The sequence below is a fragment of the Methylophilus sp. Q8 genome, from assembly GCF_000800115.1.
GTDB lineage: Bacteria > Pseudomonadota > Gammaproteobacteria > Burkholderiales > Methylophilaceae > Methylophilus.
This window is the reverse complement of record NZ_JUHE01000001.1, coordinates 2,355,531-2,375,150: the sequence shown is the minus strand read 5'-3', so window position 1 is coordinate 2,375,150 and position 19,620 is coordinate 2,355,531. Positions and strand designations below refer to the sequence as shown.

Annotated in this window: 19 protein-coding genes; 10 read left to right on the top strand and 9 right to left on the bottom strand. The window is 50.6% G+C overall.

The window, feature by feature from the left end:
• Positions 1 to 12 precede the first annotated feature (12 nt).
• Both mltG and pabC read right to left on the bottom strand, forming a co-directional pair.
• Positions 13 to 1,020, bottom strand: coding sequence for an endolytic transglycosylase MltG (mltG, locus tag GQ52_RS11285; protein WP_047517780.1), 1,008 nt, complete (start codon positions 1,018 to 1,020; stop codon positions 13 to 15).
• Complete coding sequence (gene pabC, locus GQ52_RS11280; protein WP_047517778.1) at positions 1,007 to 1,846, bottom strand: aminodeoxychorismate lyase; 840 nt, start codon at positions 1,844 to 1,846, stop codon at positions 1,007 to 1,009. The genes mltG and pabC overlap by 14 nt, the downstream gene beginning before the upstream one ends.
• A 202-nt stretch (positions 1,847 to 2,048) precedes the next feature.
• Here pabC and GQ52_RS11275 point away from each other — a divergent pair, with 202 nt between their 5' ends.
• Positions 2,049 to 2,495 carry a hypothetical protein gene (locus tag GQ52_RS11275; protein WP_235273214.1) on the top strand — a complete coding sequence of 149 codons (447 nt, stop codon included), beginning with the start codon at positions 2,049 to 2,051 and terminating at the stop codon, positions 2,493 to 2,495.
• Positions 2,496 to 2,643: 148 nt separating this feature from the next.
• On the top strand, positions 2,644 to 3,378 hold the full coding sequence (locus GQ52_RS11270) for a nucleotide-binding protein (protein ID WP_047517776.1): 735 nt from the start codon (positions 2,644 to 2,646) through the stop codon (positions 3,376 to 3,378).
• Positions 3,379 to 3,398: 20 nt separating this feature from the next.
• Here the strand turns inward: GQ52_RS11270 and GQ52_RS11265 are convergent, their stop codons facing one another.
• The 5 genes from GQ52_RS11265 to GQ52_RS11245 form a co-directional block, all read right to left on the bottom strand.
• On the bottom strand, positions 3,399 to 3,893 hold the full coding sequence (locus GQ52_RS11265; RefSeq protein ID WP_200884056.1) for an aminoacyl-tRNA deacylase: 495 nt from the start codon (positions 3,891 to 3,893) through the stop codon (positions 3,399 to 3,401).
• 46 nt (positions 3,894 to 3,939) lie between these two features.
• Positions 3,940 to 4,293 (bottom strand): nucleotide pyrophosphohydrolase, encoded by a 354-nt coding sequence (locus GQ52_RS11260; protein ID WP_047517773.1) that lies wholly within the window; start codon positions 4,291 to 4,293, stop codon positions 3,940 to 3,942.
• A gap of 108 nt (positions 4,294 to 4,401) precedes the next feature.
• Positions 4,402 to 5,568, bottom strand: a complete 1,167-nt coding sequence (locus GQ52_RS11255) for a class I SAM-dependent RNA methyltransferase (RefSeq protein ID WP_047517770.1) — start codon at positions 5,566 to 5,568, stop codon at positions 4,402 to 4,404.
• Between the two features lie 4 nt (positions 5,569 to 5,572).
• Entirely contained in the window at positions 5,573 to 6,364 is a 792-nt protein-coding gene (locus tag GQ52_RS11250) for a polyamine aminopropyltransferase (RefSeq protein ID WP_019882490.1), read from the bottom strand.
• A complete protein-coding gene (locus GQ52_RS11245) occupies positions 6,364 to 8,301 on the bottom strand; it encodes a ribonuclease catalytic domain-containing protein (RefSeq protein WP_047517767.1) in 1,938 nt (645 codons plus the stop codon). Before GQ52_RS11245 ends, GQ52_RS11250 begins: the two co-directional genes overlap by 1 nt.
• A 119-nt stretch (positions 8,302 to 8,420) precedes the next feature.
• Here GQ52_RS11245 and GQ52_RS11240 point away from each other — a divergent pair, with 119 nt between their 5' ends.
• The 5 genes from GQ52_RS11240 (at position 8,421) to pqqA (ending at position 12,453) form a co-directional block, all read left to right on the top strand.
• Positions 8,421 to 10,010, top strand: a complete 1,590-nt coding sequence (locus tag GQ52_RS11240; protein ID WP_047517764.1) for a YdiU family protein — start codon at positions 8,421 to 8,423, stop codon at positions 10,008 to 10,010.
• 8 nt (positions 10,011 to 10,018) lie between these two features.
• Positions 10,019 to 10,483: a Fur family transcriptional regulator gene (locus GQ52_RS11235; protein WP_235273213.1), complete on the top strand. Its 465-nt coding sequence runs from the start codon at positions 10,019 to 10,021 to the stop codon at positions 10,481 to 10,483.
• Positions 10,484 to 10,594: 111 nt separating this feature from the next.
• Positions 10,595 to 10,999 carry an RNA polymerase-binding protein DksA gene (gene dksA, locus GQ52_RS11230; protein WP_047517760.1) on the top strand — a complete coding sequence of 135 codons (405 nt, stop codon included), beginning with the start codon at positions 10,595 to 10,597 and terminating at the stop codon, positions 10,997 to 10,999.
• 10 nt (positions 11,000 to 11,009) lie between these two features.
• A complete protein-coding gene (zigA, locus tag GQ52_RS11225) occupies positions 11,010 to 12,242 on the top strand; it encodes a zinc metallochaperone GTPase ZigA (protein ID WP_047517757.1) in 1,233 nt (410 codons plus the stop codon).
• 139 nt (positions 12,243 to 12,381) lie between these two features.
• Positions 12,382 to 12,453 carry a pyrroloquinoline quinone precursor peptide PqqA gene (gene pqqA / locus GQ52_RS14320; protein WP_081624291.1) on the top strand — a complete coding sequence of 24 codons (72 nt, stop codon included), beginning with the start codon at positions 12,382 to 12,384 and terminating at the stop codon, positions 12,451 to 12,453.
• An 89-nt stretch (positions 12,454 to 12,542) separates the two neighbouring features.
• Here the strand turns inward: pqqA and GQ52_RS11220 are convergent, their stop codons facing one another.
• On the bottom strand, positions 12,543 to 15,536 hold the full coding sequence (locus GQ52_RS11220; protein WP_047517754.1) for a PAS domain S-box protein: 2,994 nt from the start codon (positions 15,534 to 15,536) through the stop codon (positions 12,543 to 12,545).
• Positions 15,537 to 16,020: 484 nt separating this feature from the next.
• On the opposite strand from GQ52_RS11220, the gene GQ52_RS11215 reads away from it, so the two are divergent.
• A complete protein-coding gene (locus tag GQ52_RS11215; RefSeq protein ID WP_019882501.1) occupies positions 16,021 to 16,335 on the top strand; it encodes a hypothetical protein in 315 nt (104 codons plus the stop codon).
• A gap of 201 nt (positions 16,336 to 16,536) precedes the next feature.
• Positions 16,537 to 17,238 (top strand): OmpW family protein, encoded by a 702-nt coding sequence (locus GQ52_RS11210; RefSeq protein WP_047517751.1) that lies wholly within the window; start codon positions 16,537 to 16,539, stop codon positions 17,236 to 17,238.
• Positions 17,239 to 17,339: 101 nt separating this feature from the next.
• Here GQ52_RS11210 and GQ52_RS11205 read toward each other — a convergent pair whose 3' ends face one another.
• Positions 17,340 to 18,173 carry an SAM-dependent methyltransferase gene (locus tag GQ52_RS11205; protein WP_200884055.1) on the bottom strand — a complete coding sequence of 278 codons (834 nt, stop codon included), beginning with the start codon at positions 18,171 to 18,173 and terminating at the stop codon, positions 17,340 to 17,342.
• Between the two features lie 246 nt (positions 18,174 to 18,419).
• Between GQ52_RS11205 and GQ52_RS11200 the strand changes: the two genes are divergently transcribed.
• Positions 18,420 to 19,487, top strand: coding sequence for a YdiY family protein (locus tag GQ52_RS11200; RefSeq protein ID WP_235273212.1), 1,068 nt, complete (start codon positions 18,420 to 18,422; stop codon positions 19,485 to 19,487).
• Positions 19,488 to 19,620: the final 133 nt, after the last annotated feature.

The following is a 19,620-nucleotide window of genomic DNA, read 5'->3' as shown; positions in this document are numbered from 1 at the left end:
TGGTGCATATTGTTAGTGTTTCTTTAATTGGTAGGCGCGCACCGCCTGATTGTGTGCGTCCAGCGAACTGGTAAACACATGCCTGCCCTGGCCGTTCGCCACAAAATACAAAGCATTGGTCTTGGCCGGATGCAAGGCCGCTTGTATCGAGGCCAGCCCTGGCAAAGCAATCGGCGTCGGCGGCAAACCACTGCGCGTATACGTGTTATAAGGCGTGTCCGTCAGCAAGTCTTTTTTGGTGATATTGCCCCGGTAACGCGTACCCATGCCATAAATCACTGTGGGGTCAGTCTGCAATCGCATGCCTTTACGCAGGCGGTTAATAAACACACCCGCAATTTGCGGCCGCTCTTCTTCCACCCCGGTTTCTTTTTCGACGATGGATGCCATCACCAGCGCCTCATACATGGAGCGGTAAGGCAAGCCAGCCTCACGTGCCTCCCAGGCCGCCGACAAATGCTGCGCCATTTTCTGATAAGCCCGCTTGTAGAGGTCGGCATCACTACTCTGCGCATCCAGAAAATAAGTGTCTGGAAAAAACCAGCCTTCCGGGTGCATGGCTTGCCCGCTGATTTGCTGCATCAACTCGCTATCAGACAACATCACGGTGTCATGGCGGATACCTGGCATTTGTGCCAGTTTTTGCCTGAAGTCGGCAAACGTTTTCCCCTCAATCAATTGCAGTTTAAATTGATCAAACGTGCCGTGCTTGAGGATATCTATGAGCGACATCACTTGCAATGGCGTATTCAAAGCATAATCACCGGCCTGCAATTGACCGCCACTGCCTGTCACTTTCACCGTCAACAAAAAGCTATACGGTTCAGTCAGCACACCTGCGGCGACCAGTTGATCGGCAATGCCGCGTACGCTGGCCCCGGCCGGAATCTGCAGGCCTATGGTTTCTGATGCCATGGGCAATGGCCGAATCATGAAAATTATCATCCAGACTGCCAGAGCCACAGCGCCTAATACCAAGGCGGCAACGCCGTATTTCACACACTGCTTAATGAACAACATAGTTTAAATGCGCTCTTAATTCTTTGGCCCAATCATTGCTGGCAATCACCTGGTCGTCAATCTGCGTCACCTGCAATACGCCATAGACGCTATTGGCAACCACTACGGCATCGGCCGCCAACAGGTTTTCCATAAACAAGTTGGTCGAGACCACCACCTGGCCATGCGTTTTATACCAGTCGAGGATTTTTTGCCGCATCACGCCTGACACGCCACACTGATCCAGTGCCGGAGTCATCACCAGGCCGTCTTTGCTGATAAACAGATTACCGCTGACAGCTTCAATCACCTGGTCATGGTAATCACGCAGCACGCCATCAAAAAAGCGTGGGTCTTTGAGTTCCGCACGTGCCAGCACATTTTCCAGGCGATTCATATGCTTGATACCAGCCAGCAAGGGCTGGGAGGCCAATCGCGTCTGGCAGGTATATAAAGCCACGCCCGTCGTATAGATTTCAGGCGCATATACTGGTAGCGCACTGTGTATAAATACCCGTGTCGGCTCACAGATGGCGGGCGGCGCGTAACCACGCGCACCGTCACCGCGTGTAATCATAACCTTCACAATCCCGTTTGATAACTCTTCGCCGTCAGCAGAGGCCATCAAGTGCCTGAATTCCTGCATCAGCAACTCGGCTGAGGGGCATACAATCTGGATTTTGCTGCAATCGGCCACCAGCGTCTGATAGTGTAATGGCCAGTCCTGCAATTCGCCGCCCAGCAGGCGCATGGTGCGGAAAATGCCATCGCCATAAGCAAAGCCGCGGTTGGTTGGCGCAATACCAGATACCAACTTACCGTTGACGCAATAGCGGACTGAGCTCATGTGATGCCAGAGAAAAGAGTGATGTCGAACAAGGCTGAAACCATACCATAAATCGACGCTAACTGACGCGCTATCTGACGAAAAACCAGCCACGAACAACGGCCTAAACGCTGAAATAAAGGATTTTTTAAAGTTTATTGTGGTGATGCCGTTAACAAGATTAGCAGTAATGTATCTGTATTCTTTTTGACGAGGCATGGCGATGTCAGTTTCCAATATTCAAAGCAATGTCTCAGCCCTGTTAAACAAGGCCTACAACACCGAGACCAACGCAGCGAGCGGCGGCGATGCCGTCAGTACGCTTGCCAAAGAAAGCACTGCCAACAGTGACAGCGGCACAAACGCCTCGGCCAGTGCGCAAGTGACACTAGGCAGCACCGACACGCCCCCTGAAACCTATACCGCAAAAGGCTTAATGCAGCAGTTGCGCCAATATCAGCTGAGTAATGCATCGCTAATCTTTGGCAATGGCGATGCGTCGAATGACGATAGTACGGGCTTGACCAGCTTACCAGGCACATCTTCGAGCAGTGACCTGGAAAGCATGAGCCAGGACTGGGTAAGCACCATCAGCGAAAGTCCTGGTAAAGCGTCGGTCATGGTCGAGAGCAGTAAAAATAACTCCTTAAATACGATCTTTGGCGGATAAACACCCGTAGATAAGTATTTAGACAGTACCAGCAATCGCCATAAAAACGCCCGGCTTGCCGGGCGTTTTTATTTTTGTGGCAACCATGCGACGTCGCATATACAATTGTTAAAAAATGATAACAAACAACAATTGAAGGAGTGATGCGATGAAACCAAAAATCTTTATAGGCTCTTCACGCGAGGGCCTGGATATTGCCAATGCCATACACGCCAATTTAACCCGCGATGCCGAATGCACGGTGTGGAGCAATGGCGTGTTCCAGATTTCAGGCTCTACCCTCTACAGCCTGATCAACGCCCTGCGCAACTCGGATTTTGGCGTATTTGTGTTTAGCCCGGATGACCTGACGATTATGCGCGGGCAGCAAAACCCGGTGGTACGTGACAATGTGATTTTTGAGTTAGGCCTGTTTATCGGCCGCCTGGGCGTTGAACGCTGTTTCTTTATCACCCCTGACCATGTCGCTGATTTACGGCTACCGACTGACCTCATGGGCATACTGCCCGGGCAATATGAAGCAAACCGGCACGACCAGAACTGGCTGGCCGCCACCAACCCGGTCTGCATGCAAATCCGCGCCAAGCTGATAGAGCTGAAATCGTTTCAAGATGCCACCGTGAACGCCGCAACGACGGTGGACTCAACTAGCCAGGAAATGAAGCATGCAATATCACATGATCACGCCGCAACAGATCAACACTTAGGACTGGAGCCACACGGCAAGGCCTATGCACTGACTGGCAATACGCATAAGCATAAAGACGCTATTAAACAAGCCGGGGCCAGCTGGAACAAAGGTTTAAAGAAGTGGATTATTCGCGGTAGCGATAAAATCAAGTTTGAACGCCTGATCGCAGACGTGAACGGCAGCACACATTAACAGCGTGTGCCCAAACTCAGTTACGCTTTGACAAAATGACCGCGCGCTTTGTCATTGAGGCACTGCAGCAAGTCTGCGGTACGCAATGCCAGTGCGTAGCCCAGTACACCACTGCCTATCACCACGGTGTCATAGTTGGCGACACTGTCATCGACCAATACAGTCAAGGCTTCTGGCAAAGCAATCGGCGGCACTGCACCGACCACATAGCCGGTCGCTTCCGGCACTTCGTCATACTCAGCCATGCGGCATTTGCGCTCACCCAAGTGGGCGCGCAATAACGCCCAATCTGCACGGCCGCCACCCGCAACCGCTAATAGGCAAAAACCCGTGTTTTCAGCCTTGAACACCACGCTGCGTACCACAGACTGCGGATCTAATCCTTGGGCGGAAAGTAATTCTTCCAGCTGGCGGATCGGTTTATGATCGTCACTCAGGGGAATTTCAATCACTTCAAATTGAATCTGCTGCTGGACTAGCAAATCAATCACCGGCGAGGTTAGATGCGTCGTCACGAACAAACTCCTTAATTAATCAATAGCTTTAATAAATGAATATAATTTATTGATATTCAGTGTATTTTGCATTGCTACCCTTGCATTTTTCGGCCGGGTATTTCTGTGCATTTAGCGCAATCTTGGCATTGGTGGCGGCGATCAAATCAATACCACACACCTCGGCAATCCGCATCAGGTACACAAAGGTATCCGCCAACTCCTGCCCAACCTTGTCTTTGGTTTCGGCATCCAGTTGGCGACTGTCAGACTCTGTCATCCATTGAAAATGCTCAACCACCTCAGCCGCCTCTACAATCATGGCCATGGCCAGGTTTTTAGGGGAATGAAACTGCGCCCAGTCACGCTCTTCTACAAAGGCATTCACACGTGCCCGCAATGCATCAATTGAATCAGTCATCATTTCTCCAGCACATCCGCTAACCGCGTCACGCAATTGATAGTCACAGAGATAAGCGCGAGGAAACGGATTCTCCTCTGTGCGCTCTGTGACCTCTGTGGCTTTAAATCAGATACTTTCTTCACCGCTATTTTTTTCGCGCCGATTGCTGCCTGCCACCATTTTAATCTCAAACAAACGGCATTCTAGTGGTCCGTTATACAGCAGCGTTTTCTTGCTCGGACTTAAACGCATGAGCTTAGGCATACGCAAATCATTGGTCAGGAAATAGGTATTCCAGCCGGAGAATTTCTGTTTCAGCGCTGCCGCCATTTGCGGATACAGCTCGGCCAGTGTGTCATCCTCGCCGATACGCACCCCATAAGGCGGATTCGCCACCAGCACGCCACTGTCTGCTGGCGGCGCTACCTTGGTAAATTCCCAGTGCGACAATTGCACGGCGTCCAGCCAGCCAGCCATTTCCAGATTCTGCTTGGTCACACGTACCGCGCGCAAATCCATGTCTGAGCCATAAATGCTTTGAAAACTCACTGGTTTGACGGCTTTGGCCGCTGCGTTACGCACTTTCTTGAATGTATCAGATTCAAAGTTTTTGAGTTTTTCAAAGCCAAAGTTGCGGTTCAAGCCTGGTGCAATATTGAGCGCAATCATCACGGCCTCTAGCAGAAACGTACCGCTGCCACACATCGGGTCCAGCAGCGCCTGGCCAGGTTGCCAGCCAGTCAGCTTTAAAATGCCTGCCGCCAGATTTTCACGCAATGGCGCTTCAATACTGTTTTTACGGTTGCCACGCTGATAGAGCGGATTACCGGAAGTATCCACATACAACTGGTAGCTGTCAGCCGTCAGGTATACATGCACACGCACGCCAGGCTCACGCGTATCAATATTCGGACGGCTACCCACACTTTGACGGAACCGGTCACAAATGGCGTCTTTGACGCGCAAGGTGATGAACTCCAAGCTTTTCAATGGGCTGCGCACCGCCGTGACTTTGACCATCATGCTGTGTTTGACATCAAACCAGTTCGGCCAGTTGATTTTGAGTGCGCCCTGGTAAATATCGTCTTCTGTCAGGTATTTACCACGCCCGACCTGCATCAAAATGCGTGTCGCCACGCGTGAGTGCAAGTTGGCGTGGTAGCAGACGGAAAGCTCGCCGCTAAAACTGACGCCGCCTTCGGTGGCTTTGATCTCACGCGCCCCACCCTGCTTGAGTTCATCGACGAGAATAGCTTCCAGGCCACGTGGACAGGTTGCGAAGTATTGATTCATGAAATTAGCCACCGAGGGTGAACTCCTTACCGTTGTTAGGATTCGCGCCTTGCAGGCGGTCTATCAGGTCGAGAAAATTGATATTGTGGGTTTGCATGGCCTCTTGCGCGCGTTTGCGCAAGGTAGCCAGGTCTGGCATGGCCAAAGCGGATTTAAAACCAAACACGATGATATTGCCGGGTTTACCCGTCGGCATCATGAGTACGCGCTGCTCAAAGGTTTGTTCCATACGCTGCATGTAGATATCAAATTTTTTATCTGAGCCCCACAGGTTAATGGTAAACAAGCCATCTGGCGTCAGCGCGTCTGCACAGTCATCAAAGAATGACTGGGTACAAAAGTCTGGTGGCAAGCCATTGCTGCCAAAAGCATCCATCATCAGCCAGTCACAGGCACCCGGATGCTGCTGGATATGGGCAATGCCATCGCCTTCAATAATCTGCAAGCGCTCGTCATCGTCTGGCACAAAGAAATGGCTGCGCGCGACCTGGATCACCTGCGGATTGAGTTCGATCACGGTTTGCTGAATTTGCGGACAATATTGCCACACGTATTTGGCAATGGAGCCGCCACCCAGGCCGACCAAGGTCAATTGACGGCTATCCGGCTTGAATAACAGGCTGCTCAACACGCCCCATGAATAAGCTAGCACCAGCGCGTAAGGGTCTTTGACCTTCATGCTGCTCTGTATCGTCGGCGAACCCAGATGCATGGAGCGCACGCCGTCGGTCTCTGTGACTTCTACCATCTCAAAGTCAGACACAGCCTTATGGATTTTGCGATTAAATTTAAACATTATGCACTTTCCGTCACGTCAGGCTGGGCATCATCTGCGGCCGCTGCTTCAAGGGCAATTGCTTCGTCACTGGCAGCCTCTTCACCGGCAGTAGAACTCACCTCTTCGATCACGCCCAGAAACTTGCATTCCAGCTCCATGAGTAAAGTATCTATTTTCTGTATCGCCAGGCGTACTTTACTGCCAGGCTTGGTCGCCGGCAAACTGTGTACCTTGGTCATATAAGGCAATCGTTCCAGGCGCACCAGATTTTCGCGCCACACCGTGGCATCTATTTCAGCAATGTTTTCCTGAATCAGGTATTGCAGGCACCAGTAGCGCTCCATGCGCGTCTGAAACTCGTTATAGGCATTGTAAGTTTGATCAAAATTACGCATATGGCCGACAATCTCATCGCCATTGGCTGCGTAGACCGGCGCTTGCAGGGTCAATACACTAATCAACTGGCGCTGGTTAATCAAATCCACTGCACGGCGTAAAGGCGAGGTACACCAGGCATATTGTGCCACGCCCAGCCCTTGGTGACCTTCGGCCTTGGTGGTCATATACACTTTACCGCCGTTTTGCGCACGGTAAATACCAGGCACATCGTGCTCGGCCAGCAACAAGCCCCATTGGCTATTGGCCGCAATCATCAACTCAGCGACCAGTTTATCCATCGGCGAGCCACGCTGACGATTCACAATATCAACGATGCCATCCGTCACGTAAAAATTGTAATCCACCGGCTGTGGCCGGGTCGGGTCATATTTGCCACGCGCCTTTTCCAGGCTCTCGGCAAAATGGAACAAAAACACCAGTGATGCCCACAGCGGATGACCGCTATCTTGCGCCAGAGTGGTTTCATTGAAATAAGGTTCCAACGTGTCATGACGCAGGTTTTCTGCAATCTGTACGCGCTCCAGGCAGCTATGCTGGTGCACAATGCTAAAGTCAGGCGCCACTTCCAGATACAGCGACAGAGCAGGCTTGGTTTCACCTGCATCCAGGCTGAATGGCCGAATTGCGACTTCCGGCAACATGGTAATTTTGTGCCCGGGCATATAGACCGTAGACAAACGCTTCATCACCTCGTGATCCAAGGCCTCATGTGGCGTCACGCCTAATGCAGGCGCAGCAATATGAATCCCGACTTTCATATTGCCATTGCTCAACGGTGTCACGGATAAGGCATCATCAATTTCTGTCGTGGTGCTGTCATCAATGCTAAATGCCTGTACAGCTGACAATGGCAAGTCATTAGGTATGTCAGCCAGCGAAAATGCCGGAAACTCGTTGCCATGGGCAAAATACTCACGTAAAAATGCCCCGAGGTGGTAATCATGCACTGAGACAATAGCGCCTGCTGCGTGCAAGACTTGTACTGGCAATTGTTTTAGCTCAGCCGCTGCCTGCTCCAGCGCTTTCCACTCCAGGCTGTTTTTATCGGGCGCATATAACAATGCATCCAATTTAGTCGCAAAGCTTTCAGGTAAAGCTTGCGCCTTCAGCTGCGCCACCATCTGCGCCATGAATTCGGCTTGTTGACGCTTCTTTTCCAGGCCAGCCAAAGCGGCTTTCAACGTATCTTCCGGCGCTGCTTTATAGCGGCCCTTGCCTTTGCGGTAAAAATACATGGGCGCCGCGTGCAACTTGAGCGCAATTGCTGCCGCTTGCTGGCGACTCGGTTTGCCACCGTAATATTCTTGCGCCAGGTCCTCGAAAGCAAACTCTGGCTCACCACAGCATTCCCATAAAAAGTCGGTATCCAGGGTGTCGGACTCCGCCTGCGCCGCTTCGAGAAAGCCTGACAAACCGCCGTCAAACCGCATCAATACATTGGCGGTTTTAATTTTGCTGCGCTTGCCGGTGCTGGCCTCGACTTGCATGCTGCTATCGGCCTCAGACATGATGGAAGCGACCTTAAAGCCACCGTCTTCTTCGTAAAAAACATTCATGTGGGGAAATTAAACGTGTGGAAATCACACTTGCGCGTATTAAAACGCTATTTTACCCGAGAAGCGCAGAGTTTTTTGGCAGGCACTGAACTTTAGCCGTGGATAATGACTAAAATAGCATGATGAAGCCCCTGAACTTTGACAACCGTTTTACCCGGGAACTGCCCGGCGACCCGATCTCAGACAACTATACCCGGCAAGTCAGTGACTGTTTATGGTCACCTGTGCAGCCAACACCTGTAAAAAACCCACAATTGCTTGCTTATAGCGCTGAAGTCGCCCAACTGCTTGGGCTATCAGCTGAAGACATGCAAGACCGCGACCTGATCCAGACATTGGGTGGCAATGGCGCGCTAGATGGCATGTTTACCTATGCCACCCGCTATGGCGGCCATCAATTCGGGCATTGGGCCGGGCAACTGGGGGATGGCCGCGCCATTTACCTGGGGGAATTGGTTCACGCGGGCAAACGCTATGAGCTACAGCTCAAAGGGGCAGGTGAAACACCCTACTCCCGCTCAGCCGATGGCCGGGCAGTACTCCGCTCCAGCTTGCGCGAATTTTTATGCTCGGAAGCCATGCATCATCTGGGGGTACCGACCACACGAGCGTTAAGCCTGGTGACTACCGGCAACCAGGTGGTGCGGGATATGTTTTACAACGGCAATCCGCAACTGGAGCCAGGAGCGATTGTCTGCCGTGTCGCACCTTCATTTACGCGTTTTGGCCATTTTGAAATACTGGCCAGCCGCAACGAGTTACCGTTGCTGAAACGCCTGATCGGCTTTACGCTGGACCGTGACTTTGCCGACTGGTGGCCATCCACCGGTTTGGCCTTAGACATCAACGACCCAGCACCGGCCTTGATAGAAGCATGGTTTGAAGAGGTCTGCTCACGCACGGCCGTCATGATCGCGCACTGGATGCGTGTTGGTTTTGTACATGGTGTGATGAATACCGACAATATGTCCATCCTCGGCCTGACCATCGATTATGGCCCGTATGGCTGGGTGGATAACTTTGACCCTGGCTGGACGCCGAATACCACCGATGCACAAGGCCGCCGCTACTGTTTTGGCCGCCAACCGGATATAGCGCGCTGGAACCTGGAACGGTTGGCCGAAGCGCTCGGCACCTTACTGCCGGAGACACAAGGCCTGGCGGATGGCCTGACCACTTACGACCAGACCTATATACGCGCCCTCACATCCAGCCTGGCTGACAAGTTTGGCTTTGATCACTGGCAAGACGGCGATGGCGAGCTGATTAACCATATTTTTGAGTTGATGCAACGCGCGGAAGTCGACCAAACGCTATTTTTCATACGACTGGCGAAGCTGGATATGGCGCAGCCACAACTGGCAACACTGGCAGATACTTTTTATACTGAGTCAGGGCAGCAACAATTTGGCGCCGATATCCAGGCCTGGTTGCATAACTACAGCCTGCGCATACAACAATCGACATTAACCCCTGAGCAACGTTTACAAAAAATGGCGGCGGCGAACCCGATTTATGTGTTGCGAAACTACCTGGCGCAAGAAGCGATTGACCTGGCGACCCAAGGTGACAACAGCCGCTTGCTGACATTATTGCAAGTATTGCGCCATCCATATACCGAACAAGCCGGCATGGAAGCCTTCGCGCAAAAACGCCCGGACTGGGCCAGACAAAAGGCCGGTTGCTCGATGTTGTCGTGTAGTTCATAATTTTGGCCATGCAAACTGCCGAACAACTCATCACCGATGCGGGCCTGCGTTCAACCAAAGCACGATTAGCCGTGTTGAACACCCTGCTCAACTCGCATACAGCACTCAGTCATACCGATATTTTAACCACGCTGCAAGGCGTTAAAGAAATTGACCGGGTAACGGTATACCGGGTGCTGGACTGGTTACAGGAGCATGCCCTCATCCATAAAATATCCACCGATGACCGCGCCTGGAAATTTCAACTGAACGCCCCTAAACGCAGTTACAAAGCCGCAGACGCCAGCGCAAACAGCGGTTTGTTAAGCAATCACGGTCATGCCCATTTGCAATGCCAGCGCTGCGGTACAGTCCTTTGTATTCATGAATTGGCTGCGCATATTCCGCAAGCCATTTTCGACACCTACCAAATATCCCACATCGAAATCAACCTCAAGGGCCTCTGCCCACAATGCCAACAAGCGTCGGCCTAAATAGCCGCGCTACTCTCTGCTTCACTGCCTTGCTTGTTTTGCAACTTAGTTGCAAATAACAACAACACCCTTTAAAATGCAACTTTATTGCATTGCAACAAAGTTGCTTAAATGGTTACTCACGCACAATTATTAGCGATGCCAGCGGATGCTTATATGAATGAAGCGCAACTGGCCTTCTTTCGGCAGTTGCTGCAGGCCCAGCTTCAAGCCTTGCAAGACAATATGCGCCAGACCAGTGAACATCTCTCAGATCAACACGAAACACCAGACCCGGCCGATCGCGCTACGCAAGAGGAAACACACAGCCTGGAACTGCGCACGCGGGACCGCGAACGCAAACATTTAAAAACCATTCAATCAGCTTTGCGCCGCATCCAGGATGGCAGCTATGGCTATTGCGAAGACACCGGGGAGCCAATCGGCCTCGCCAGACTATTAGCCAGGCCAACCACCAAGTTGTGCCTGGAAGCACAGGAGCGGCATGAACGCCGCGAACGGCAATTTAACCACTAAAGGATGACCTATGAAAAAACTGCCAGTCACGGTACTTTCCGGCTTTCTGGGCGCAGGTAAAACCACCCTGCTCAACCATATTCTCAATAACCGCGAAGGCAAGCGCGTCGCAGTGATTGTCAACGATATGTCCGAGGTAAATATCGATGCACAACTGCTGCGTGACGGCGGCGCAGCCTTGTCACGCCAGGAAGAAAAACTGGTTGAGATGAGCAATGGCTGCATTTGCTGCACCTTGCGCGAAGACCTGCTGATTGAAATCACACGGCTGGCCAAAGAAAACCGTTTTGATTACCTGTTGATTGAAACCACCGGCATTTCCGAGCCCTTACCCATTGCAGAAACCTTTACCTTTGCAGATGAAGACGGCGTTTCGCTGGCAGATGTCGCCCAATTGGACACCATGGTCACCGTAGTAGATGGTTATAATTTTCTCAAAGACTATGGCTCGCAAGATATGCTGGGCGACCGCGGTTTATCGCTGGGCGAAGAAGATGAACGCACAGTGGTTGACCTGCTGGTTGAACAAATCGAGTTTTGCGACGTGTTAGTGCTGAATAAAACTGACTTGTTAACCCTGGAAGAAGTCTCCAGACTGGAAAGCATCCTCAAAACCCTCAATCCACGCGCGCAAATCATACACAGCAGCTTTGGCAAAGTGCCGCTAAATCGCATCATGCATACCGGCTTGTTCGACTTTGACCAGGCCGCTGAAGCGCCGGGCTGGCTGCAAGAGCTACGTGGCGAGCATGTGCCGGAAAGTGAAGAATACAGCATCTCCAGCTTTGTTTACCGGGCACGTAAACCGTTTCATCCACAGCGTTTGTGGCAATGGTTCAACAAAGAATGGCCTGGCGTCGTCCGCTCCAAAGGCCGCTACTGGATCGCCTCACGGCCAGAGTTCTGCGCCACCTGGTCGCAAGCAGGCGCAGTCACCCGCACCGAACTGGCGGGCATGTGGTGGAGCGCAACACCGCAAGAATACTGGCCACAAGATGAAGAAAGCCTGCAACATATCCACTCGCGCATGCAGCCCCCTTATGGTGACCGTCAGCAAGAACTGGTGGTTATCGGCATGGGGATGGATAAAGCCGCACTCATTGCTGCCTTCGATGCCTGCCTACTGACAGAAGCAGAGCTGGCATCTGGCATGAATGCCTGGCGCACGCTCAGTGACCCGTTTCCGCAATGGTCAGTGAATAGGCAGGACGAGTCACCCGAGCTAGTCGCAGAGGTTTCTTAATCGATATCAGCAAACTACGTAAAATCATGAGTCGCTTTTACGGATTCGCTTCAGGGTGGTTTTGAAACACCGGCGTATAGTGACAGTCATACAAGTACATCAAGCACGATGTACTACCAAACAACCAAAGGAGACTATCATGTGGACTAAACCAGCTGCTACTGAAATGCGTTTTGGCTTTGAAGTGACAATGTACGTCATGAACAAATAATCAGGATTCATCTCAAATTTTGAGAGCTGCCTGAACAAAAAACCGCCGGATTCCGGCGGTTTTCTATTGCCTCACAACAAGGCTCCCCTCTAAAACTGCGCCCACTCACCATCATCCGTACCTGTACGTAATTTTCCTGAGCGCTGCACATTCACACTAACAGGTGCTTTAGTGGTGCGCGCATGGATATGGCTCACAGTAGAACGTTTGTCGGCACCGCTTTCATGCCCCAGTCGAAAGGCACTTACGGCACGAACCAGGCTTTCAGCCTGATCAACCAACGACTCTGATGCCGCTGCAGCCTCTTCAACCAAGGCAGCGTTTTGCTGCGTGACCTCATCCATGGTCATCACTGCCTGATTCACCTGGTTAATACCGGTGCTTTGCTCAACAGAAGCAGCAGCAATTTCACTCATAATATCCGTCACCTGTTGCACAGAAACAACTACCTCCTGAATCGTTTTTCCGGCCTCCTCCACCAACTGACTGCCTTTTGCAGTCTGGACGACAGAATCATCAATCAGCACTTTAATTTCCTTGGCAGCCTCGGCAGAGCGTTGGGCCAAATGGCGGACTTCAGCAGCCACTACCGAGAAGCCACGCCCCTGCTCGCCAGCACGGGCAGCTTCAACCGCTGCGTTCAAAGCCAGAATATTCGTTTGAAAAGCGATGCCATCAATGACCGAAGTGATATCCTCTATCCTTTTCGCGCTTTCATTCATGGCGCTCATGGTTGTCACCACCTCACCAACCACATCACCGCCTCTCACAGCAACCTCTGAAGCCGCAGTTGCCAGCTGACTGGCTTGTTTTGCATTGTCGGCATTCTGTTTAACCGTCGCTGCCAACTCTTCCATGCTGGCAGCCGTTTCCTCCAGGCTTGACGCCTGTTGCTCAGTGCGGCTGGAAAGGTCATTATTACCAACGGAAATTTCATCCGCAGCCGTATTAATCATCACCGTCGCTTCACGCACTTGCAAGATCACTTCGCTCATCTTGTCGATCAGCGCATTCACGCCATCACACAACGCAGCAATATCGCCTGTTTTACCCTCAAGCGACACGCGACTGCTTAAATCACCAGCTTTGGCGCCGTCAATAATCGCTTTGGTCTCTTGTACAGCATGGGCTAGTGCTTGTGCACTTTCATGCTGTGCAGTGATATCTGTCGCATATTTCACCACTTTAAACGGTTTGCCATTCATATCCAGAATCGGGTTGTAAATGGCCTGCATCCACACCACAGCCCCACCTTTGCGGATACGTTTCACTTGCCCGACTTGTGCCTCACCACGGCGCAAAGCATCCCAAAATGCCTTGTAATCATGGCTAGAGCGATAAGCAGACTCCACAAACATGCTGTGATTTTTACCTAAAACTTCCTGTTCGGTGTAGCCGGAGAGTTGCAAAAACAAGTCGTTTACCGATGTAATGGTGCCATCAAGGTCAAACGAAATCACGCCCTGGGTTCTGTGAATGCCAGAGATTTGACCTGCATTATCAGCGGCGATCAACTTGGATGCGGTGATGTCCATGGTGTAATTAACAATCTTGTACGGCTTGCCTTTTAAATCGTAAATCGGGTTGTAAGAAGCCTGTATCCAGACTTCTCGCCCACCTTTGGCGATCCGCTTGTACTGCCCCATATCAGAGCCGCCGTGCACAAGTTTGTTCCATAAGGCCTTATACGCTTCACTATCGGCAAAGGCCGGTTCCAGCACCTTGCTGACATGCTGCCCAAGCAACTCGTGCTCGCTATAGCCCAGCATATCCAGGTAAGTTCGGTTCACTTTAAGCACCGTGCCATCAAGGCCCAGTTCAATCACGCCCTGTGATTTTCCAATCGCAGTAATCTGGCCTTCAAAATCGGCATTTCTGAGCTTTTGCGCGGTGATATCTGCAGCATACTTCACCACTTTATAAGGCTTACCATCTGCATCTAAAATGGGGCTATAGGTCGCATCCAGCCAGATCTCCTTGCCATGCTGGCCGATACGCAAAAACTCACCGCTGACTGATTCGCCACGTGTTAACTTTTGCCAAAAGGCATGATAGTCGCCACTACTGATAAATGCTGGCTCAACCAACTGGCTATGTGACATGCCAACCAGCGCATTTCGTGTATAACCCAACACCGACAAGAAAATATCATTGACGGCTGTTATTTTGCCATCCAGGTCAAACTCTATTGACCCGGTAGAACGGTTAATCGCGGCCAATTGATTTTCAAACAATGCGGCTTGCTCGCGGGTTTCTATGGCAGACTCTTTTAAGGCATTTTCGCTGACACTGAGTAACGTCTGCATCTTTTTCAGTGCTTGCAATACTTCACTCAGCTCGTTGCTACCCTGCGCATCAATATAGGTGCTGTAGTTGCCGATGGTGATTTCTTTCACCGCACTGAGTGTTTGCGCCAGCGGCTGGGTCACTGAACGAGCAATGATCAGCGCCAAGCCTAGCAGGACAGGTAATGCCAAGCCCAGGCTGGCAAAAGACAGTGCAGTGGATTGATGAGTAAAATCCTGCCCTACTTGTACAGCCAGCAATGCAAAAGCCATAGCAGCTAAACCAACTAAGCGCTGTTTGACAGTGATGGCGCCCAATATGTTTTTTAATTTATTCGCCAAGGACACGTTCACCACTTTGCCATCTACAATTGCCAGACCTTTGGCGTTGTCTGTATTAAACAATTGGTAGGCAGCGGAGGCTTCACTGATTTGCTGGCGTGTCGGCTTTCTGCGCGCAGATAAGTAACCCACGACCTGATTGTTTTCCGTCACTGGCGTTGCATTAGCCACTACCCAATAAAAGTCACCACGCTTGGTGCGGTTTTTCACCAAGCCCGTCCATGGCTTACCGGCTTTCAAGCTGCGCCACATATCGGCAAAAGCGGCCGCAGGCATATCCGGGTGGCGCACAATATTGTGACTGCTGCCGACCAATTCAGACTCACTAAAGCCACTGACTTGAATAAAGTCTTTGTTGGCATAGGTAATCACACCCTTGAGATCTGTTCTCGTCAACATAAACTGGGCATCATCAAACTGGATTTCTGTGGCCGTCACTGGCAAATTTAATTTCATAATCAATCGCTTTCTATCCCTGAGTCATTGAGACAATTTAATGTAATAATGGAGAGTCAATTCGTCGCTGATTCTGGCTGAGCCACGGACCTAGTTTTTCCGTGTCGACCAAAAAAAGGACATATTTGACTCTGTGCTTCTCCCAGTTGGATAGCAGTCACACCGTACACGACACCTTGTCGCCTGATATCCATTTTGTCTGCTGGCCATGTCAGAATTTGTCTTACAAAAAACATGATTTTTATTTTTATATACAATAACTTAACCAACAAAACGAATATTGAGATAGATCAATAAAATGGCTGAATTATTTTTTTAGGATGCCGATGGCTGATCGTTAGCGCGTCAGGAACCTAATGCCGTTGTCGCTTACTAATCAAGCAATCAACAACGATTGATAATGACCGGTGAGTATTAAGCCCGAAGACATTTTGGCTTTATAATCGTTTTGAAATTTTGTTATGACGTTTTTATGGAGTCTCGCATGCGTTTACAGTCCCTTTCTGTTTTATTCCTGATCGCCACACTGAGCCAGCCAGTGTTTGCCCGCAATATTCTTAATGAACAAACAGATGCCGCTTCTGCACGGGATGCTGTGGGCGATGCCATGAGCAAATTGAGTGACCTTGAGCAAAGAATCAAATCTCAGGAAGCCCTGGTTGCGCAGGAGCAGGCAAAGTTAAAGCAATACCAATCCGATAAAGTGCAAGCGGAAAAAGACCTGGAAAATAAAAAAGTGATTTTCGAGCAGAAATCCAAAGTACTGGATGACGCCTGGAAGCAACGTAACGATTACTAACGGTATGTCGGCGCGTTTTATCTAAAACTGTCACACGCACAGATACTTGCGAATCCGCGGGTATCTGCCTCCTCCGCTTTACGCCTCCATTAGCCCTCGACACACATCACAAACATGTGTCGAGTTGATTTGGGTCAATACCCGCTTTAGCCAGCAAACCTACAATGGCCTCAAATCAATGCACCTAATGGAGTGATCACAATGAAAAAAACCGCAATCAGTTTAATGTTGGCAGCCTTATTGCCTGCCATGAATGCCTATGCAGAGCAAGGTGACTGGGTTGTACGTCTGCGTGCAACCAATATCAGCCCGAACGAAAGCAGCCGCTTGGGCAGCACCGTCAACAAGGCGGTGGGTGCCAATGTGATGACACCAAGCGCAGACCTGAAACTCGACAGCAACACAATTCCTGAATTAGATATCAGTTACTACTGGACCAAAAACATTGCGACCGAACTGATCCTGGCGCTGGGCAGCAAACACGATGTAAAAATCACTGGCGACAGTGCCGGTGTGGTTGGCAACCAGCATCTGGGTAGCATTGATGCGCTGCCACCTACCTTGACGGCGCAATGGCACTTTAACCCGGATCAAACCATTGACCCTTATGTGGGTGCTGGTATCAATGCGACATTTATGCTGGACCGCAATCTGCGTTTCACCTCTGGTGCAACCGCTGGCGAAAAAATCAAAATTGACCGCAATAGCATTGGCCCTGCTTTGCAGGCGGGTGTAGATATCAACCTTAAAGATGGCTGGTTATTGAACGCGGATGTGAAATATCTCTGGATTGATACCGACGTTGAAATGAAAAGCGCCACCACCGGCAACCGCTGGGCCAAAATCGACTCCCTCGACGTCAATCCATGGGTGATTAGCCTGGGTATTGGTAAGCGCTTTTAAGCGACGATCGTCAACGCTCTTCCCTGGGGCATTTAACGCGCTCCATTCACCTCTGATGCCACCCCAGTATCAGAGGTTTTTTTATATGCGGAGAGACTTAATTACTGAAAGTTGAAGCGCGCAGAAAGACTGGTCAAATTGAGTTGCTCTAGCAGTTGCTGCCCACGGTCACGCGCACTGCGTTTACGCTGGCCAGTATATTTGGCAACGATGAGTTCATTTTTCATCGAGTGCTCCCAGCCCACCAGTTCCGTCACTGTCACCTGGTAGCCATGCGCCTCCAGTTCAAGGCAACGCAACACATTGGTGACCTGGCTGCCAAACTCACGGGTATGAATTGGATGCCGCCACAACTCGCTTAAAAAGGTTTGCGCCAGTGTTTCAGCCTTATGCTGACGCATCACCTCTGCCACCTCGGCCTGGCAGCAAGGCACCAGCACCATAAACTGTGCCTGTTTTTGCAAACCAAACTGAATCGCATCATCCGTCGCCGTATTGCAGGCATGCAAGGCCGTGACAATATCCACGGTTGCAGGCAGTTGTTGTGACTGCATTGCCTCAGCCACGGTTAAATGCTCAAACTGCATGCGGTCAAACCCGCACTCTTGCGCCAGCTGGCGTGATTTCTCTATCAACTCGCCACGGCTTTCAATGCCAATGACCTGGCCGCCGGCGTGTTGCTTAAGCAAGAGGTCATAGAGGATAAATCCCAGATAAGATTTACCTGCACCATGGTCGACCAGCACAGGCTGTGACTGTTTATCCATCACCGCCTGCATCAGCGGCTCAATGAAATTGACCAGGTGATAGACTTGCTTGAGCTTGCGGCGGCTATCCTGATTCAGCTTGCCATCGCGTGTCAGAATATGCAGCGCCTGCAATAGCGGGAGAGATTGACCGGGCTTCACCTCGGGCGGTAAGTTTGTCTTGACCATGCGTATTGCTGTTTTAAAATACCAATATATCAGTTTAACATGTGCCAGCTTTATCAGGATTGCTTCTGGCAGCCACGCCGGGAGCGATCTCGGGAACTCAAAGGCTGTTTTACGAATCATGTCTATCATGGTGGTCCGTTTTATCCCGTGCATAAGCCGCACGACCACCGCTGCAGCGACGTTGGTACACGCTGCATCAATTCGCTGTTTCACAGCGCTGTTGTTCAATCGCACCAGGGAGTATGTATGCCACACAGCTTAGCCACATTGGCTTATTTATATGTAGACAAGACGGTTAAATTTGTACTATTTCCACTGACAATGCTTTCCATGCTTGCCACGCCAGTGCTTGCAGATACAATCTGGCTCAAAAATGGCGACAAGATCACAGGCACACTGGGCGTTAAAATATCAAATAAACTCACAGTCAAAACCACTTATGCAGATGAGGTGAAAATCAACTGGAGCGATATTCACAGTATCGATGCCGACAAACCTATCCTTATGCAGTTGTCTGATGGCAGTATCGTCAATGGCCGCCTGATTCATACCGATGAAGGCCAGGTGATTCTGGATGAGGAAACCAACACGCCACTGGTGGATACAGAGCTGGACGAAATTCATTACATCAACCCCAGCCGCGACCTGATTGGTGAAGGCTATGTCTGGACTGGCAACCTGAGCCTGGGCGGTGCGTTTAACAATGGCAACAGTACCAACCGCAATATGCAATTTAACGGTGAGTCGGTATTACGTGGCCTGGAAAATCGTTATACGGTACAAGGCTATTACTACTGGGCAGAAGATAACGACGAACAAACGCAGAACAACGCGCGCGTGCGCGGCCAGTATGACCACTTTTTCACCAAAAAATGGTTTAGCTACCTCAACACCATTCAGGAAAAAGACCGTTTCAGGGATATCAAGTTACGAAGTACCTACGGTGTGGGTACCGGTTACCAGATTTTTGAAGGCGAAAAGCTTAACCTGTCAGTGGAAGGTGGTGTGTCGCTGATTAAACAGGACTATTACGAAGAAAGTAATGACAGTCATGCCGCTTTGCGTTGGGCAGTCAATTACAACCAGTATTTATTTGATTCTTTTGTGCAGGCCTTTCATCGCCACGAAGTGTTATACACCGCGAGATCCCCTTCACAAATCCTGGTTTACAGCTCAACCGGCCTGCGCTTTCCGTTTATTTTCGGCTTGAGTGCGTCTACACAATTAGACTACAACTACGATAGCCGCCCGGTAGATGATCGCGTCAAAGGCGATACGCGCGCCCTGTTCACACTGGGCTATAGCTGGAAATAACGCTGGCGACGTCTGCAATATTTAAGGAGTTGCCGCTTAAATGTTAAAATGATCGCTGCATTGTTTTAATCCGTCCTGAATTTCATCATAGGCAGCATGGACAAAAACAATATGGGGTACGGCAAGGGACATT

Coding starts and splice junctions, on each gene's coding strand:
- mltG (WP_047517780.1), bottom strand. CDS start 1,020: ATGTTGTTCATTAAGCAGTGTGTGAAATACGGCGTTGCCGCCTTGGTA.
- pabC (WP_047517778.1), bottom strand. CDS start 1,846: ATGAGCTCAGTCCGCTATTGCGTCAACGGTAAGTTGGTATCTGGTATT.
- GQ52_RS11275 (WP_235273214.1), top strand. CDS start 2,049: ATGTCAGTTTCCAATATTCAAAGCAATGTCTCAGCCCTGTTAAACAAG.
- GQ52_RS11270 (WP_047517776.1), top strand. CDS start 2,644: ATGAAACCAAAAATCTTTATAGGCTCTTCACGCGAGGGCCTGGATATT.
- GQ52_RS11260 (WP_047517773.1), bottom strand. CDS start 4,293: ATGACTGATTCAATTGATGCATTGCGGGCACGTGTGAATGCCTTTGTA.
- GQ52_RS11255 (WP_047517770.1), bottom strand. CDS start 5,568: ATGAATCAATACTTCGCAACCTGTCCACGTGGCCTGGAAGCTATTCTC.
- GQ52_RS11250 (WP_019882490.1), bottom strand. CDS start 6,364: ATGTTTAAATTTAATCGCAAAATCCATAAGGCTGTGTCTGACTTTGAG.
- GQ52_RS11245 (WP_047517767.1), bottom strand. CDS start 8,301: ATGAATGTTTTTTACGAAGAAGACGGTGGCTTTAAGGTCGCTTCCATC.
- GQ52_RS11240 (WP_047517764.1), top strand. CDS start 8,421: ATGATGAAGCCCCTGAACTTTGACAACCGTTTTACCCGGGAACTGCCC.
- GQ52_RS11235 (WP_235273213.1), top strand. CDS start 10,019: ATGCAAACTGCCGAACAACTCATCACCGATGCGGGCCTGCGTTCAACC.
- dksA (WP_047517760.1), top strand. CDS start 10,595: ATGGTTACTCACGCACAATTATTAGCGATGCCAGCGGATGCTTATATG.
- zigA (WP_047517757.1), top strand. CDS start 11,010: ATGAAAAAACTGCCAGTCACGGTACTTTCCGGCTTTCTGGGCGCAGGT.
- GQ52_RS11220 (WP_047517754.1), bottom strand. CDS start 15,536: ATGAAATTAAATTTGCCAGTGACGGCCACAGAAATCCAGTTTGATGAT.
- GQ52_RS11215 (WP_019882501.1), top strand. CDS start 16,021: ATGCGTTTACAGTCCCTTTCTGTTTTATTCCTGATCGCCACACTGAGC.
- GQ52_RS11210 (WP_047517751.1), top strand. CDS start 16,537: ATGAAAAAAACCGCAATCAGTTTAATGTTGGCAGCCTTATTGCCTGCC.
- GQ52_RS11205 (WP_200884055.1), bottom strand. CDS start 18,173: ATGGTCAAGACAAACTTACCGCCCGAGGTGAAGCCCGGTCAATCTCTC.
- GQ52_RS11200 (WP_235273212.1), top strand. CDS start 18,420: ATGCCACACAGCTTAGCCACATTGGCTTATTTATATGTAGACAAGACG.